The 18,830-nt window shown below is 60.4% G+C and carries 5 protein-coding genes; 2 read left to right on the forward strand and 3 right to left on the reverse strand.

The genetic code is table 11. The annotated features are described in order from the left end of the window. Nucleotides 1–18 precede the first annotated feature (18 nt). Nucleotides 19–15,963: a calcium-binding protein gene (locus ABE456_RS19250; RefSeq protein WP_346645335.1), complete on the forward strand. Its 15,945-nt coding sequence runs from the start codon at nucleotides 19–21 to the stop codon at nucleotides 15,961–15,963. A gap of 223 nt (nucleotides 15,964–16,186) precedes the next feature. Here ABE456_RS19250 and ABE456_RS19255 read toward each other — a convergent pair whose 3' ends face one another. Together ABE456_RS19255 and ABE456_RS19260 are read right to left on the reverse strand one after the other, a co-directional pair. Beyond that, a complete protein-coding gene (locus tag ABE456_RS19255; RefSeq protein WP_346645336.1) occupies nucleotides 16,187–16,609 on the reverse strand; it encodes an MAPEG family protein in 423 nt (140 codons plus the stop codon). After that, nucleotides 16,606–16,920: a DUF2834 domain-containing protein gene (locus ABE456_RS19260; RefSeq protein ID WP_346645337.1), complete on the reverse strand. Its 315-nt coding sequence runs from the start codon at nucleotides 16,918–16,920 to the stop codon at nucleotides 16,606–16,608. The genes ABE456_RS19255 and ABE456_RS19260 overlap by 4 nt, the downstream gene beginning before the upstream one ends. A 106-nt stretch (nucleotides 16,921–17,026) precedes the next feature. On the opposite strand from ABE456_RS19260, the gene ABE456_RS19265 reads away from it, so the two are divergent. Beyond that, nucleotides 17,027–17,842 (forward strand): helix-turn-helix domain-containing protein, encoded by an 816-nt coding sequence (locus ABE456_RS19265; RefSeq protein ID WP_346645338.1) that lies wholly within the window; start codon nucleotides 17,027–17,029, stop codon nucleotides 17,840–17,842. On the opposite strand, the gene ABE456_RS19270 is transcribed toward ABE456_RS19265, so the two are convergent. Next, nucleotides 17,832–18,617, reverse strand: coding sequence for a fumarylacetoacetate hydrolase family protein (locus ABE456_RS19270; protein WP_346645339.1), 786 nt, complete (start codon nucleotides 18,615–18,617; stop codon nucleotides 17,832–17,834). The genes ABE456_RS19265 and ABE456_RS19270 overlap by 11 nt on opposite strands. Between the last annotated feature and the right edge of the window lie 213 nt (nucleotides 18,618–18,830).

An 18,830-nucleotide genomic window follows, 5' to 3' on the forward strand; every position in this document is an offset into this window, starting at 1 on the left:
ACAGCGAGGAAATAGGAAATGGCCACCAGAATTGATGGTACCCCGTCTCCTGACAACTTGATCGCCCCGAACGATGACGACTACGAAATCCATGGGAATGGCGGGAACGATACGCTTTCAGGTCGTGGTGGCAATGACCTTATATTTGGCGACGATGGCGAGGACACCTTGCTCGGTGGCCTGGGCGCCGATCTGCTCGATGGCGGGTCGGGCAATGACACCCTTGACGGTGGCGACGGCAATGACACCCTCGATGGTGGTATTGGCCAGGACATCCTGATCGGTGGGCTGGGCGACGACGTACTCGGCGGCGCCGCGAATGCAAGCAGTGACTTCTTCAGCTTCGAAGGCAATATCTACCGGGGCGGCGCCGGCAACGACACTCTACGTGGCACCGGCGGCACCGATGTTTACGAGTTCAACCTGGGCGATGGCCAGGACCTGATCCAGGAGAACCTCTACTTCGGCTCGATCACCGATGTCCTCAATTTCGGCCCCGGCATTGCACCGACTGACATCGAGATCAGCAAGAACGGCATGGACCTGGTACTGGCCCACCGCAATGGCGTCGACCGGGTCACTGTACAAAATTGGTTCCTGCAACCCAGCTTCCAGGACAACACCCAGTACCAGGTAGAACGCATCGAGTTTGCCGACGGCACGGTATGGACTTCCGCGCAGATTACCGCGCCGTTCCAGACACAGACTGGTACCGCAGGCACCGACACCCTGATCGGCCTGGCAGGCTATGCCGACACCCTCAGCGGCCTCGACGGTGACGACGTGCTCAGTGGCCTGGGCGGAGACGATTTGCTGGACGGAGGGCTGGGGGCCGACACCCTGAGCGGCGGCGCCGGCAACGACACCCTCATCGGTGGCGATGGTGACGACAGCCTGGCCGGCGACGATGGCGAGGACTCCCTGCTCGGCGGTCTGGGCGCCGATCTGCTCGATGGCGGGTCAGGCAATGACACCCTCGACGGTGGCGACGGCAATGACACCCTCGATGGAGGTGCCGGCCTGGACACCCTGATCGGAGGGCTGGGCGACGACGTACTCGGCGGCGCCGCGAATGCAAGCAGTGACTTCTTCAGCTTCGAAGGCAATATCTACCGGGGCGGCGCCGGCAACGACACCCTGCGCGGCACCGGCGGCACCGATGTTTACGAGTTCAACCTGGGCGATGGCCAGGACCTGATCCAGGAAAACCTCTACTTCGGCTCAATCACCGATGTCCTCAAGTTCGGCCCCGGCATTGCAGCGGGCGATATCGAGGTCATCAAGAACGGCATGGACCTGGTACTGGCCCACCGCAACGGCGTCGATCGGGTCACCGTGCAGAACTGGTTCCTGCAACCCAGCTTCCAGGACAACACCCAGTACCAGGTAGAACGCATCGAGTTTGCCGACGGCACGGTATGGACGTCCGCGCAGATTACCGCGCCGTTCCAGACACAGACCGGTACCGCAGGCGCCGACACCCTGATCGGCCTGGCAGGCTATGCCGACACCCTCAGCGGCCTTGACGGTGACGACGTGCTTAGCGGCCTGGGCGGGGATGACCTGCTGGACGGTGGGCTGGGGGCCGATACCCTGAGCGGCGGCGCCGGCAACGACAGCCTCATCGGTGGCGACGGCGACGACAGCCTGGCCGGAGACGATGGCCAGGACACCTTGCTCGGCGGTCTGGGCGCCGATCTGCTCGATGGCGGGTCAGGCAATGACACCCTCGACGGTGGCGACGGCAATGACACCCTCGATGGAGGTGCCGGCCTGGACACCCTGATCGGAGGGCTGGGCGACGACGTACTCGGCGGCGCCGCGAATGCAAGCAGTGACTTCTTCAGCTTCGAAGGCAATATCTACCGGGGCGGCGCCGGCAACGACACCCTGCGCGGCACCGGCGGCACCGATGTTTACGAGTTCAACCTGGGCGATGGCCAGGACCTGATCCAGGAAAACCTCTACTTCGGCTCAATCACCGATGTCCTCAAGTTCGGCCCCGGCATTGCAGCGGGCGATATCGAGGTCATCAAGAACGGCATGGACCTGGTACTGGCCCACCGCAACGGCGTCGATCGGGTCACCGTGCAGAACTGGTTCCTGCAACCCAGCTTCCAGGACAACACCCAGTACCAGGTAGAACGCATCGAGTTTGCCGACGGCACGGTATGGACGTCCGCGCAGATTACCGCGCCGTTCCAGACACAGACCGGTACCGCAGGCGCCGACACCCTGATCGGCCTGGCAGGCTATGCCGACACCCTCAGCGGCCTTGACGGTGACGACGTGCTTAGCGGCCTGGGCGGGGATGACCTGCTGGACGGTGGGCTGGGGGCCGATACCCTGAGCGGCGGCGCCGGCAACGACACCCTCGACGGTGGCGACGGCGACGACCGCCTGGCGGGCGACGACGGCCAGGACATCCTGCTCGGTGGACTGGGTGCGGATACCTTGGACGGCGGCAACGGCGATGACACCCTCGACGGTGGCGACGGCAACGATACCCTCGACGGTGGCCAGGGCCAGGATACCCTGATCGGTGGCCAGGGCGATGACGTGCTCGGCGCCGTTGCGTTTACCACCAGTGGCTTTTTCACCTCCGCAGGCGACCTCTACCGGGGCGGTGCCGGCAATGACACCTTGCGCGGCACAGGCGGCTCGGATGTCTACGAGTTCAATCTGGGCGATGGTCAGGACCTGATTCAGGAGAACATCTTCTTCATCGGTTCGAACGCCGATGTCCTCAAGTTCGGCCCCGGCATTGCAGCGGGCGATATCGAGGTCATCAAGAACGACATGGACCTGGTACTGGCCCACCGCAACGGCGTCGACCGGGTCACCGTGCAGAACTGGTTCCTGCAACCCAGCTTCCAGGACAACACCCAGTACCAGGTCGAACGCATCGAGTTTGCCGACGGCACGGTATGGACTTCCGCGCAGATCACCGCGCCGTTCCAGATACAGACCGGTACCGCAGGCGCCGACACCCTGATCGGCCTGGCGGGCTATGCCGACACCCTCAGCGGCCTCGACGGTGACGACGTGCTCAGTGGCCTGGGCGGAGACGACCTGCTGGACGGCGGGCTGGGGGCCGACACCCTGAGCGGCGGCGCCGGCAACGACACCCTCATCGGTGGCGATGGTGACGACAACCTGGCCGGCGACGATGGCGAGGATACCCTGCTCGGCGGCCTGGGCGCCGACTTGCTCGATGGCGGTTCGGGCAACGACACCCTCGACGGCGGCGACGGCAATGACACCCTCGACGGTGGTATCGGCCAGGACACCCTGATCGGCGGGCTGGGCGACGACGTACTCGGCGGCGCCACGAACGCAAGCAATGATTTCTTCAACACCGAAGGCAACATTTACCGCGGCGGTGCCGGTAATGACACCCTGCGCGGCACCGGCGGGGGCGATGTCTACGAGTTCAACCTGGGCGACGGCCAGGACCTGATTCAGGAGAACATTTACTTCATCGGTGCGAACGCCGATGTCCTCAAGTTCGGCCCCGGCATTGCAGCGGGCGATATCGAGGTCATCAAGAACGGCATGGACCTGGTACTGGCCCACCGCAACGGCCTTGACCGGGTCACCGTGCAGAACTGGTTCCTGCAACCTCCCTTCCAGAACAACACCCAGTACCAGGTCGAGCGCATCGAGTTCACCGACGGCACAGTGTGGACTGCCGCTTCAATTGGCAACAACAATGTGCCAACGGTAGCCGAACCGATCGCCGATCAAGCTGCGGTGGAGGATCAGGCATTCACCCTGGTGGTGCCCCTCTCCACCTTCGCTGACGCGGATGCCGGCGACACCCTGCGCTACACCGCAAACCTGGCGGACGGCTCGGTGCTGCCCACATGGCTGCATTTCGATGACGCCACACGTACGCTAAGCGGTACCCCGGCCAATGCGGATGTAGGCGCCCTCAGTGTTCGGATCAATGCCATCGATAGCCTCGGCGCCAGTGTTGCAACTACCTTCACCCTGAGTGTGGCCAACGTCAACGACGCGCCTGTCGTCCTCAACGCCATCTCCGACCAGACGGCATCGGAAGGCCAGCCGTTCAGCTACACGGTTGCGCCAAACACCTTCCTTGATGTCGATGTCGGTGATTCACTGAGTTATGTCGCAACGCTGGCCGACGGCTCGCCTTTGCCGACCTGGTTGAACTTCAACCCGATTTCCCGTGAGTTTTCCGGAACGCCCAACGCTGCTGATGCTGGCACGCTGGCGCTGAGCGTATTCGCAACCGACCTGGCCGGTGCGAGGGTTGCTGACACATTCACCCTGACAATTCGCACCCTGAATCACGCACCGGTAGCTGCCGACCCCATCGAAGCGCAAACCGCAACGGACAGTCAGCCGTTCAGTTTCGTCCTGCCGGCAAGCACCTTTGCCGACCCGGACACAGCGGACACGCTTAACTACTCCGCGATACTGGCTGCAGGCTCGGCCCTTCCGGGCTGGCTACATTTCGATGCCGCGACGCGTACTTTCAGCGGTACGCCGGATGATCCCGACATTGGCACCTACAGTGTCAGGGTCATCGCGACCGACAGTGCCGGCGCCCAGGCAAGCAGCGATTTTGCCCTGACCGTGGTGAACCTGCCCGAACCACCCAGCAATCTGCTGCTTGATGTGTCGTCAGTCGATGAAAACGCTGCCAGCGGGACAGTGATCGGCACACTGTCGACCCTTGATCCGGATGCCGGCGACGTGCATACCTATCAGCTGCTTGACGATGCCAATGGCCGCTTTGTGCTGGTTGGTAAGCAACTGCAGGTGGGCAACGGTAGCCTGCTGGACCACGAAGCTGCAGCCGCGCACGACATCCAGGTGCGGGCCACCGATAGCACCGGCCTGAGCATCGAAAAAACCCTGAGTATTGCCGTCAACAATGTCAACGAGCGCCCCTCGACCATCACGCTTACGTCCACGGGTATCTACGAACTGGGCAGTGATGGCGAACAGGTGGGGACACTGAGTACCGAGGACCCCGACCACGACACACAATTCACTTACCTGCTGCTGGATGACGCTAATGGCCGCTTCTTGCTGCAAGGCAACACGCTGCTGGTAGCCAATGCCAGCCTGATCGACTTTGAAAGCCATCCGACCCACACCATAACGGTGCGCTCGACCGATCAAGGCGGACTCAGCGTAGATCAGGAACTGATCGTTACGGTTAAAAATGTCGATGGCGACCTGGTGGTCAGCCAGGTGGCCACCCGTTACCCGCTTTCTCTGGCCAATACCGGAATGCCAATCGAGCTTGCCTGGACAATCACCAATCGTGGTGAAGCCCCACTTACCGGCACCTGGAGTGACCTGGTTTACCTGGATGATCCAGACACCCCTGAACTTGACCGCCTCATGGGCGAGTTCAGCTTTACCGGCACGCTCAACCCGGATTCACCGCTGGAGCGTATCCAGTCAATTCAGATTCCGCTCGATGCACTGGGCGACTATCGCTTCGTGGTCGTGACCGATGCCGGCAATTCGGTACCCGAAGGTGGGCTGGGTGAAGCCAATAACGTGACGGCGGCAAGTTCACTGATCCACTTCAGCCTGCCCCCCACTCCAAACCTGGTTGTCGAGCGTATTACCGCGCCGACGGCTGTTTTTCAAGGCAACACGATCACCGTGCAATGGGTGGTGAAGAACACCGGCACCAGCCCGACCACCTCAGCCACCTGGACCGACGCAGTCTGGCTATCGACAGATGAGCAATTGAACACCGGAGCATTCAGCACCGATTTGCTCCTGGGGCATGTGCAAAACCCAAGCTACCTGGACATTGGCGAGTCCTATGTCAACCAGGCGACCTTTACCCTGCCGAACAATCTTCAAGGTAATTTCCATATTCTCGTACAGGCAGACTCCAGCAAGAACCTGCTTGAGATAGGCCATGAAGACGACAATCTGCTGGCCAGCCCAGTTGTCGACATCCAGCCCGTGCCACTGGCACAACAGTCCGACCTTCAAGTCGAGTTGGTGAGTGCACCCGCCCAGGCATTTTCGGACCAGGTGGTGAACATTCGCTACTCCGTCAGCAATGTTGGCGAATCGCCTATTTCATTAAACTTTTTCAGTCCGGGTGGTGGCCCGGGCTTGATACCGGCCAATCCATTCGCCGTGGCATGGGTGTCACAGGTCTTCCTCTCGACGGACTCCGTACTGGACGCCAGCGATGTACTGCTGCGCACGGTCGTGCAGACGTTCTACGCCCCTAACGGGTTCGGCTCAATTGGCAACGGCTCACCCATTTCCTTATTGCCGGCCCCGAATCATCAAAGCCTGTTTTCAACCAGCATGGATGTTGTGGTGCCGAGTGGTTATTCCGGCGACGCTTACTTTTTCGTCCGGCTCACCCCAGCGCCAGGCGTCAGCAACCCCCTGCAATCCAACGACAAGGCTTTTGACAGCGAGGCCACCCTGGTACGCCTGACTCCACCACCGGACTTGCAGCCAGTCTCCATCAGCACCGCCGGGCAGGCGGTCGCAGGACATGGTCTCAATATCAGTTTCACCGTGGCCAACAATGGCCTCACCGCCCCGGCAGTCAACGGCTGGTATGACAGCGTTTACTTGTCCAGTGACACGACCCTTGACGCCAGCGACATCAAGCTAAGTCCGACAGATCTGCATCGTGCGGGCACTCTCAGTATCGGCGACCAGTATGTGCAGAATTTCACCGCCACCTTGCCCAACGGGATTGCCGGAAACTATTTCCTGATCGTCAGCACCGACAATCGCAACCAAGTCTTTGAGCTGGACAATGCGAACAACATCCTGGCCTCCGCGCCGATCGAGGTCGTTTCCAAGCCTGCCGACCTGTTCGTCAGCGCCGTCAGCACTGCCGCGACCGTACTGCAGGGCACAGGGCTCAGGGTCAACTGGACGGTGACCAATCAGGGATTGGGTGACAGCATCGTCAGTGCCTGGGCAGACAGGATCGTTCTGTCCAAGGATTCGGTATTGGGTAATGAGGACGACCGCACGCTAGCCCTGGTTCAGCATGCAGGCTTGCTGAATGCAGGCGAGGGTTATTCCGCCAGCACTATCGTTACCCTGCCGGCCGAATGGACGGGTGATTCGCAGCTATTTGTCGTGACGGACGATGGTGCTGGTCTTGAGCATGATCTTGTTTACGAAGGTACCAACGAAACCAATAACGCGAGCGCTGCCACGGTACAGATACAACCCTGGCCCGCCGATCTTCAGGTTTCTGCAGTCACCACCGCTACCAGCGCCAATTCCGGGCAGCCCCTTACCGTCCAGTATACGGTCACCAATCAGGGGCCCGGGCCGACCCATTTCATTGAGGGCAGACCATGGTTTGATGAGGTCGTGCTCTCGAAAGACACCATACTGGGTAACGCCGATGACCTGAGATTTTTTGCTGCCAGGCACGTCAACGGGTTGGGCGCGCAGCAACAGGAGCACCGCTCGGTCAGTATCGACTTGCCCATCGACCTGCAAGGCGATTACTGGACGTTCGTGCGAACCGACATCCAAGAGGCTATTCCTGAGGGAGGGCAACTTGCAAACAACTCGGCGATCAGTGCCTCGCTCACTACCATTACCCAGAGCCCTACACCGGACCTCGTCATTCAGGATTTACACGCGACCGGTCCTGCTATCAGTGGCCAGAACATTACAGTCAACTGGAACGTCGAAAACCTGAACAATGCGCCGACGCAAACCGGGTGGCGACAAACCTTCTATCTGTCACTCGATCCGGTATTCGATCGAAGCAGCGACATTTTCCTGGGCCTTAACGATTATTCAACCTCACTGGCGGCAAACGGCACGGTGTCGTTGAGCCAGAGTTTCCTGATACCCAAGGGCGTAGCGGGTCAGTATTACCTATTCGCCATGGTCGACAGCAGGAATGATGTATACGAGCGTAACGCCGAGGCTAATAACGTCACTAGCGGTAGCCAACCGCTGCAGATTGCCTTGCCGCCGCCCGTGGACTTTACCCCCACGGCCATTGACGTGCCCTCGCTCGGAATTGCCGGCAACCTTACCCATATCAGCTACACCATCACCAACCTGAGTGGCAACACTGCAACCGGGGCCTGGCTTGATGCGGTGTATTTGTCCAAGGACAACGTCTGGGATGTCAACGATACCCTTTTTGCCAGGGTCGATACCCACGGGCCAGTCAATGGTGGCAGCTTCTATACAGAAACCGCCACCGGCGAAATGCCCGGCCTGCTGCCAGGCGACTATTACGTCATCGTCCGCAGCGATATCCGCAATCAGCAGACCGAAACCAATGAGGCCAATAACCAGCTGGTGTCCACCGCAACGGTCCATGTCGATGTGCCGACGCTGACCCCGGGAACCCCGGTCACCAACACTTTGCTGGACGCCGGCGTATACGCCAAACCACAACCCGGCCAGGCCTTCTACCGGGTTGATGTAGCAGCAGGCGAGACGCTGAAATTTGCCTACGACAGCCTGGCAGCCAGCGGCCATACCGAGCTGTATGTCAGCTATGGCCATATGCCGACCCGCTCCGCGTTCGACTTTGCCTTTACGCTGGCAGACTCACCGGACCAGGACCTGGTGGTCGCCAACACCCATGCCGGCACCTACTACATCATGGCTTATAGCCCGGATGCCAATATGGCCGAGCGGCTAAACCCGCTAAGTCAGGAGATTGAGTACTCGCCAGTGCCCTATACCTTGACTGCCGACATACTGCAGTTCTCGATTTCAGACATTGGCACTCACGCCGGCAGCAACAAAGGCAAAGTTACCCTTCGCATTGACGGTGCCAAATTCTCCGAACAGACGACAGCTCAACTGGTGGGCAGTGATGGGGTAGCGCACAGCGCCAGCCAGGTACTGTGGAAGGACAGTACCGAACTATGGGCCACCTTTGACCTGACCGGCATGGCTACCGAAGCCTATGACGTCAAGCTGTCGGACGGTGCCAGGACCGCGCTGTTGAACGATGCGTTCACCGTCAATACCGGTGCCCTGGGCCACGTCGAATATGGCGTTGAGACACCTTCGGCGCTGTTGGTTGGGCGTAGTGGCGTTGTGCGCATCGTTTACAAGAACGTCGGCGAGACGGATGTTACTGCTCCGCTGCTGACCGTTTCCGGCAATGCGCTGCTGAAGCTGCCGGAAGATGCCGAGTTCGGTGGCACCAGCCTGCAATTTCTGGCGATCAATGAAGAGGGGCCGGCGGGCATCTTCAGCCCTGGGGCCGAGGGTAGCATTCAGCTTTACTTCCGGCCGAACTTCAACGGCCGAGGCACGGTCAGCCTTGGCGTCTCCAGCATGACGCCGGACGAGGTCATCGACTGGAATGCGCAACTGGAGGCCGTAAAGCCAGCGGGCATCGACGAAGCTTCCTGGGCCCAGCTCAAGCTCAACCTCATTGAGCAACTGGGTAGCACCACCACCGACTACCAGAATGCCCTGGCTGAAAATGCCACGCGCCTGGATCAGTTGGAGGGAGGGAGCAATAACGTCGGTACTCTTTTCGGTATGGAGTACGCCCAGGCCACTGCCAATGGCGCCTTGTTGCGCCCTGCCACGCCGAGCGCACTCGGTAGCGGCCACACCTTCAGCTGGGACATTAGCGCTACCCAACAGGCCAATGGCGATGTCGTGGTCCGCATGGGCAGTGTGCAGGTCATTTTTGTCCATCAGGCCGATGGCAGCTTTGTAGGCACTGGCACTGCGCAGCTCGTGAATATTGGCAATGCCTACCTCCTGCGCCAACAGGATGGTACCCAGACCGCGTTCAACCCGGACGGCAGCTTCAACAGCATCACCGACAGCAACGGGAACCAGCTGCTTGCCACCTACAACAGTGGGCTACTTAGCCAGGTTGTTGCCAGCAATGGCGATAGCCTGAGCTTCACCTACAACGCCGCAGGGCGCCTGACCAGCATGACCGACCAGGCGGGACATACCGTCACCTACAGCTACGACGCCAGTAACACCCTGCTGACCGATGTCACCTCCGTCAACGGCACCACCCATTACGACTATGTGACGGCCCCGGGTGCAGCCTTCGGCACGGTCAGCACCATCACTCAGCCCGATGGCCTGGTGCAGCATTTTTCTTACGACGACCAGGGGCGCCTCAACCACTACAGTACCGGTTCGGTTGAATACAGCTACGCCTATGACAGCACCAATGGCGTCACCATCACCGATGCCAGCGGCGCAGTTACTCATCTGCTCCTCAACGAGCGGGGCCAGGTGGCGCAGGTCGAAGACGCACAGGGCCATGTCAGCCAGTTGCGTTACGATGCAGACGGCAATCTGACCGGCATCGTCAACCCCGATGGCACCGCTAGCAGCTTCGTGTACAACGCCAACGGCAATCCGGTTTCGATCCAGGATGGCCTCGGCGGACAAGTCCAGTTCAACTACGAAAGCGGTTTCGGAAAAGTAGCCAGCGTTACCGACCAGCGTGGCAACGCCATCGGCTATGGCTACGATGATCACGGCAACCTGAACAAGATTGCCTATGCCGACGGCAGCAGCGAAACCTACAGCTACGACGCGCAGGGCCATCTCACCGGCTCGCTCAATCGTAGCGGCGACGGCATCAGTTACAGCTACGACGCCCGTGGGCAGCTCATCACCAAAACTTATGCCGACGGCAGCAGCGCCAACTACACCTGGGATGCCCGCGGTAACCTGACCAGCGCCACCGACGCCGACAGCCACACCACCTACCAGTACGACACGGCTGACCGCTTGATCAAGGTCACTGATGCCGCCGGCCGTTTCCTGAGCTACAGCTACGACTCGGCCGGCCATCGCACCCAGATGGTCGACCAGATTGGCCACGTCACTAACTACAACTTCAACGCCGATGGCCAGTTGGCCAAGCTGACCGACGGCGCCGGCAACCTGATCGCACGCTACAACTACGACAGCACTGGCCATCTGGTCAGGGGCGACAACGGCAATGGTACCTACACCACCTACCAGTACGACGCTAACGCTCAACTCACCCATCTGGTCAATTTCCAGGCCGATGGCACGGTTAACTCGCGCTTCGACTACAGCTACGATTCGATGGGGCGCCGCACCGATGTCTCGACATTGGACGGCAACACCCATTACGACTACGACGCCATCGGCCAGCTAACCGGCGTCACATTGCCCGGCGGCCGCCACATTGAGTACCGCTACGATGCCGCCGGCAACCGGCTCTCGGTCACCGACAATGGGATAACGTACAACTACGTCACCAATAACCTGAATCAATACACCCAGTCTGGCAACGCGACCTTCACCTACGATGCTGACGGCAACCTGCAAAGCAAGACCGCCGACGGCATCACCACCACCTACGGCTACGACGCCGAGAACCGCCTGATCAGTGCCGCGACGCCGAGCGATAGTTGGGGCTATGAATATGACGCGCTCGGCAATCGCATTGCCAGCGTGCATAACGGCGTACGGACCGACTATCAGCTCGATCCGACCGGCATGGTGAACGTGGCGGCCGAATACGACGCAGCGGGCAATCAGGTGGCTATTTATAGCTACGGGTTGGGACTGGAAAGCCTGACTCGTGATTCAAACGGCGTCAGTTATTACGACTTCGATGCAATCGGTTCAGCAGCGGGGATAACCGATACCAATGGGGCCTATGTCAATCAGTATCGCTATTTGCCGTTTGGCGAGAATTTGATTGCGAGCGAAGCCATCGAAAATCCGTTTGAATATGTTGGCCAATGGGGAGTAATGAAAAATAACGATGGCATGTCGTACATGCGGCAACGGCTGTACGATCAAGATGTTGGGCATTTTATTCAGCAGGACCCCATAGGTGTGGCCGGAGGATTAAATCTTTACGGCTATGCCAAGAACAACCCTGCGCAGCTTATAGATCCTTTAGGCGCCGAATCATTTGCTGCTGGCGTTACACGCTTGATAACTGGAATTGCTAGTAATGACTTCAATGATAGAGGCAATAACCCATTATATGTCGTAAAGTTCCTTGAATCCATCAAGGATGGCGTAGGCGCTGTGGATAGGGGCTCTATGTTGCAGGCATTCATTTATGCAGTTGCTGCAACTGTGGATTTGCACGATTACGCCGAGGGCCCTGCACCAGACCAGGTTAAGCTTGTATCTGATCTTGCAACTTTAGCCGTCGATTCTTATATTGCCTATAAAGAATATGGCGAACCAATTCTATGGGCTTGGGCTTTGAAGGTTCCCGCTAAGCTCGCGACGGGGCATATCGGCATGCTGTATACTGCACTGGACCTTGGGTATAAGTTTGGGAGTTTCATGGATGACCGTCTCGGAATTAGTGATAGAATCGCAACTGCTGCATTTGATTTTTTTCACAGAACCCCCGAAACCACTAACACTATTCAAATCGTCGCTCCCTCCGACCCCAACGACATCCTCGGCCCAGACGGCTACGGCGAACAACACTGGGTCAGCAGCCGCGATACCCTGCCCTACACTATCCGCTTCGAAAACCAGCCCACCGCAACCGCACCGGCTCGCCTGGTCACCATTACGCTGGAGCTGGACAGCGACATCGGAATCAACAGTTTCCGCCTCGGCAACTTTGGCTGGGGCGACATCGACATCCAGGTTCCCCAAGGCATCGCCTTCTACAGCAACCGTATCGACCTGATCGCCAGCAAGGGCTTCCTGGTCGATGTCGTGGCGGGCATCGACGTTCAGCGTCACCAGGCCTTCTGGACATTGACGGCAATCGACCCGAACACCGGTGAAATACCTGACAACCCCCTGGTCGGCTTCCTGCCACCCAATAATGCCGACGGCATCGGCGAAGGCTACGTGAACTTCAGCGTCAGGCCCGCTGCTGGCACCGCAACGGGGGCAGTGATCGATGCCAAGGCAACCATCGTATTCGATACCAACGAACCCATCGACACACCACCGATCTTCAACACCATCGACGCCCAGCTACCCACCAGCCAGATGGACGCTGCCGCCACAACCGGCAGCCCGGCACTGCGAACCGTGCAAAGCACCGAGTTCGAGGTCAGCTGGCAAGGCGATGACGCTGGATCAGGCCTGGCGGGCTTCACGGTGTTCGTTTCCGACAACGGCGGCGCTTATACCCCCTGGCTGGAAAACACCACGCTGACCAGCGCCACCTATACCGGGTTGGCGGGGCACAGCTACGCGTTCTACACGGTAGCCAGCGACCATACCGGCAATACCGAGGCCGCGCCTGCCCAGGCAGACCTGATAGTGCAGGTGACAAGCACCGCCAACGCAGCACCCTCTGGCGCGCCCACCGCCACCTTGGCAAACGGCAGCGAAGATACGGCCTACATCGTCGCCAGCACGGCACTGCTGAGCGGATTCATCGATGTGGATGGCGATGCGCTTTCTGTCACCGACCTGGTCGCTGACCATGGCACGGTGACCCGCAATGACGATGGCAGCTGGACGATCACCCCAGCCCCTGATTACAACGGCCCGTTGCTGTTGAACTATGTCGTCATCGACGGCAAGGGTGGCAGCGCCAACGCAGTACAGCGCCTTGACCTTGCAGCGGTGAACGATGCCCCGACCATCACAACCACCCTGCTCACCGCCATCGCCGAGGACAGCGGTGAGCGGCTTATCACCCAGGCCGAGCTGCTGGCCAACGCAGGCGACGTCGATGGCGACGCCTTGACGGCCAGCGCCCTGACGATCGCTTCCGGCGGCGGCAGCCTGGTGGACAACCTGGATGGCAGCTGGCGCTACACACCCGCACTCAACGACGACAGCTCCGTCACGTTCAGCTTCACGGTCAGCGACGCCAGTGTGACCACCACAGGCAGCGCAACGCTGGACCTGACACCGGTCAACGATGCACCGCAGGCCAACCCCGATGCCCTGACGGCCACTCAGGACACACCGGTGACGTACACCGCCACGCAATTACTGGGCAACGACAGCGACATTGAAGGTGATCCGCTGGTACTGGTTGCAGTTGCCAGTGGCGTGGGCGGCACAGTGGTGCTTGATGCCGATGGCAACGTCAGTTTTACACCCACCCCCAACTTCGTCGGTGAAGCGAAGTTCAGCTATACGATCAGCGACGGGCAAAGCAGCAACAGTGCGCTGGTAACCGTCACGGTGGCGGCATCCAACATCAACACGGCGCCTGTACTGAGTACGCCCCTGGAGGACCGGAACATCACCCTCGGTGCAGCCTTCACGTTCACCTTGCCTGCCGGCGCGTTTACCGACCGGGACGGCGATGCCCTGAGCTACACGGCGTCAGCAGCCAATGCTTCTGCCCTGCCCGCCTGGCTGCAATTCAATGCGAACACCCGGACTTTCTCCGGCACCCCCGCCATCCCCGATGCCGGGACGTACAGCATCCGGGTCACCGCCAGTGACCCGGATGGGCTGACGGTGAGCGATGAGTTTCTGCTCGTCATCGCCGCGCGCCCAGGCAGTGTGTCAGGCAGTGACGCTACCGATACGCTGGTCGGCACGGCGGGTGTTGACGTCATCTACGGCTTGGCCGGCGATGACCAGTTGATTGGCGGTGCAGGAAACGACCAGCTGATAGGCGGCCCAGGCAATGACCTTCTGGACGGTGGTAACGGCAACGACAGGCTGTACGGTGGCGAGGGTGACGACCGCTATATCGTCAACGCCACGGGCGATGTCGTGGTGGAAAACGCCCAGGGTGGGCGGGACCTGGTCGAGGCCAGCATCAGCTACGTGCTGGGGGCCAATGTCGAAGATCTGCTGTTGAAAGGTACATCCGGCATTTCCGGCACAGGCAATGCGCTCGACAATGTGTTGACCGGCAACAGTGGCAATAACGTGCTGACCGGTGGCGCTGGCAATGACACGCTGGATGGCGGTGCCGGGCGTGACACCCTGAGGGGCGGTGAAGGTGATGACGTGTATCTGGTTGACGACGCCAGAGACACCGTGACAGAACTTGCCGGCCAGGGTACCGACACCGTCAGGTCTACCGCTGCTTCCTACACGCTTGGCAATAATGTCGAAAACCTTGTGCTTGTCGGTTCGGCCCTATCCGGTAAGGGCAACGGCCTGAACAACGTAATTACCGGCAACGCACAGAGCAACCTGCTTGACGGCGGTGCCGGCGCCGACACCCTGATTGGCGGTGATGGCGACGATACCTACACCGTCGACAATGCTGATGACCGCGTGGTGGAAACCACGCAGGGTGCTGCCGGCGGCATCGATACCGTCTACAGCTACCTGGAGAACGGCACCGTAGTGCTAGCCGACAATATCGAGAATGCCCGTATTTTTGCCAAGGGTGCATCGCATATTACCGGTAACAGCCTGGACAACCTGATTTACGCCGGGAACGGGGTCAATCACATTGACGGTGGCGCGGGCATCGATACGCTTGCCTATACCTACGCGCCGGTAAAAGGTGGCAAAGGCATTACACTCACGCTCAGTGAATCAACCGCGACAACGGCCAGCGGCTCGTCCGGGGCTGACGTGGTCATGGGCATCGAAAAGGTGATCGGTTCGAACTATGCAGACAACTTGACTGGCAGCCGTGGCGACAATGTACTTGATGGCGGCAAAGGTAACGATCAGCTGTTCGGCGGCGACGGCAATGACACCCTCATTGGCGGGCTGGGCAAGGATATTCTGGCAGGGGGTGCAGGCGCAGATATCTTCAAATTCGGTGCGCTGGCGGAGATGGGCACCAGCAGTTCAACCCGGGATGTGATCAGCGACTTCGAGAGCGGCATCGACAAAATCGACCTCTCTGCATTGGATGCCAACACCACCACCAGCGCCGACAACCCATTCGTTTCCTTCATCGCCGCCAACGCCGCCTTCACGGCAGCAGGCCAACTGAAGTTTTCAGCTGGTGTGTTGTACGGCAATACCGATGGCGATGCCGCTGCGGAATTCTCGATTCAGCTGACGGGAGTGACCACATTGACCGTTAACGACTTGATACTGTAGCGGCTGCGCAAGCTTCGGGCTCACGCTATACCCATGTAGGAGCGGCTTTAGCCGCGAACACCGGCGCAGCCGGTGCCATGCACCGCGTTGGATTCTTCGCGGGCGCGCCCGCTCCCACAGGGTGCGCGGCGCGCCTGCCTGCATCGGTTCTCTGCGCGACAGCGCAGCCCGGAAGGGCTGGGTGATCTTCCACATAGGCGGTTAGCTATCAGGGGACGAAGCCTTACATCACCTTTAGCACGATGTCTGCACATAATCCCAGCAGGCAGACTACTCCAACACCATAGAACACCGTTCGCCACGGCTGCACACCCGTCAGATAGGCCCAGGTGTGCAGGACCCTGGCGACGGTGAACACGATGCTCAGCCACGCACCGAGAGCCGCTGGTGTTCCGAGGGCAACAACCAGCCCGCCCAGGACGAAAAAGGCCGGGATGTTCTCCAGGTCATTGGCCCACACTCTTGCGGCGCGCAGCACCTGCGGGCGTTCCGCAGTCTGCGCGGCGCGCTTGAACACAGCGGCATCCTCCGCGTTGGTGAAGGCCAGGAAACGCAAGCGGTGATAACCCTGATAGCAGGAGACCAGGAACATCTTGAGGAACAGCACCACCACGCACAGCGCGTAAACCTGCAAGGCACTGCTCATGGTTGGCGCTCCCCGACAACGCCCCTCATCGCCAGGTAGAGCAACGGCCCCAGCGATACGAACACAGCGGTCAGCAGCAAGTACGGCAGCACCGTGACCCCGGCGCTACCCCGTGTGCGGTTGTCTCTCACCATCCAGTAGCAAGCCAGCCCCGCCATCAGGTACAGGTCGATGACCACCTGGGCGGTGTCTGGCCGCGACAGCAGCGCCAGCCCGAATGCCAGCAGCGACTGCTCGGCAATCAGCATCGTCCAGCCGGTATACAGCGAAAACAGCACCAGCAACGCCAGCGCACAGAAACGCATGCCCATCTTGCTCTCCTCGGTAGGGTTTGCGGGCACAGTAGTGATAGGGTTGCTTGCGCTCAATGACCAGTGAGGTCATGGACATTGCACTCAAGGACGATCAGGGCAACGCATGAATCAGCATCTGTTCCATAGCAGCACCCCTGCCCCACACACCTCGGCAGGCCAGCATCTACGCCACTTGCGCCAGCAGGCCAGGCTCAGCCAACTTGACCTTGCGTTGCTGGCCGGGCTATCGCAGCGTCATCTGAGCTGTGTGGAAACCGGGCGCGCCAAGGCCAGCCCGAGCACCTTGCATGCCCTGCTTTCGGCCCTTGGCGCGCCGCTGGCGCTTTGCAATGAAGTGTTCGTTGCTGCCGGATACGCGCCCCGCTACGCCGCCTCGCCCCTCGATGCACCTGAACTGGCCTTGGTGCACGCCACCATCGAGCACATCCTGCAGGTGAACAACCCCGCACCGGCGATCGTCATCGACAGCAACTGGGACGTCATCGCCGCCAATACCAGTACCGGCTTGCTGCTGGCGATGGCCGGCGTTAGCGCACAGCCGGCGACTGGCCTGAACCTGCTGCAAACACTGCTGTGCCCCGGCGGCCTGGGTGATCATCTGGCCAATGCGCCTGAAATCCGTGCCGCTGCCTGGCAGCGCGCGTCCAGGGAGGCCGCCGGTAACCCGGCTCTGGCCGAACGCCTGCGCGACCTGCCACCCCCGGGCAGCCCACTCGAGGCGTCGGCCACGCCGGTGTTGCTGACCCGTGTGCAGACGCCCTATGGCGAGCTGAAGTTCCTGTCCACTTTCACCACCTTCGGCATGCCGCAGGACATCACCGTGCAATCACTGCGTATCGAGCACCTGATTCCCGCCGATGCGCAGACCCGGCAGAGAATGCAGGCGGCGTTCGAGCAGTGGTCGGCAGTTACAGCGTGAACGACAGCATGTGGCCGAGGTATTTGGCACTAACCTTGTGCCCTGTTTCGTTCAAGTCGAACGGCTGGCACATGGCCCCCGTGGTCACCACATCACCCGCCTTCAGGGTCTGGCCACGCTCGGCGGCATGGGCATAAAGGTGGGCCAGCGACACCAGCGGATCGGTCGCCGCATCGCCAGACAAGCCACGTGCCCGTAATTCGCCGTCTACGTACACCTCGGTGGTCTCGGCCAGGTCTGCCAAAAGCGATATATCCATACCTGCGCCCAGGCTGCCGCTGACCACCAGTGCTTCGAAACCGACGTTGTCGGCGACAAAGCTCGGCCAGCCGACAGCCTTGCGGTCGACGAAGCGTGAGCGCACCACTTCGAAGGTGACGCAGGTGGCGCGGATATCTTCGCTGACCGGCAAACGCCCGGCTTGCGGTGCGATATCACGGTCGAGCACGAAGGCGACCTCGCATTCGATGGTTACCGGCGTAACGGCTGGCAGCTGGATATGTACGCCATCAGCATGGCAACGCCCCGCCTCCAACTGGCCAATCAACGGCCGCGACAAATTGGCGGCGCGCATGGCTGCGGGGCTGCCGACACCCAGCTTCCACCCGGCTCGCTGGCCCGCAGCGGTGGCGAACAGCTGGTCCTGGCTGTCATACCCCTGCTTCAGCGTCTCGGGCTTGAGGCTGGCAGGCAGTTCCGTCAGCAGCTCACCGCTGCGCCAGTGCTGCAGTAACAAGGCTGCGGTACGTTGGTGTACGAAGAGCGAACTGTTCATCAAAACCTCATGGTGATGGGCGATGGCGGGCTACAGATGCTAGGGCCTGAAATTGATAAGGATAAATATATTGTCATGATGCCTGGCATCACAATTCGTTATTAAACCGCCTGAGGCGATCCCCGTGTAGGAGCGGCCTTGTGTCGCGATCGGGCCGCAGAGCGGCCCCAGGATTTCAGCTACACATCACAAATCGCCGGGGCCGCTCTGCGG

The sequence above is a fragment of the Pseudomonas sp. TWI929 genome (assembly GCF_039673335.1).
GTDB lineage: Bacteria > Pseudomonadota > Gammaproteobacteria > Pseudomonadales > Pseudomonadaceae > Aquipseudomonas.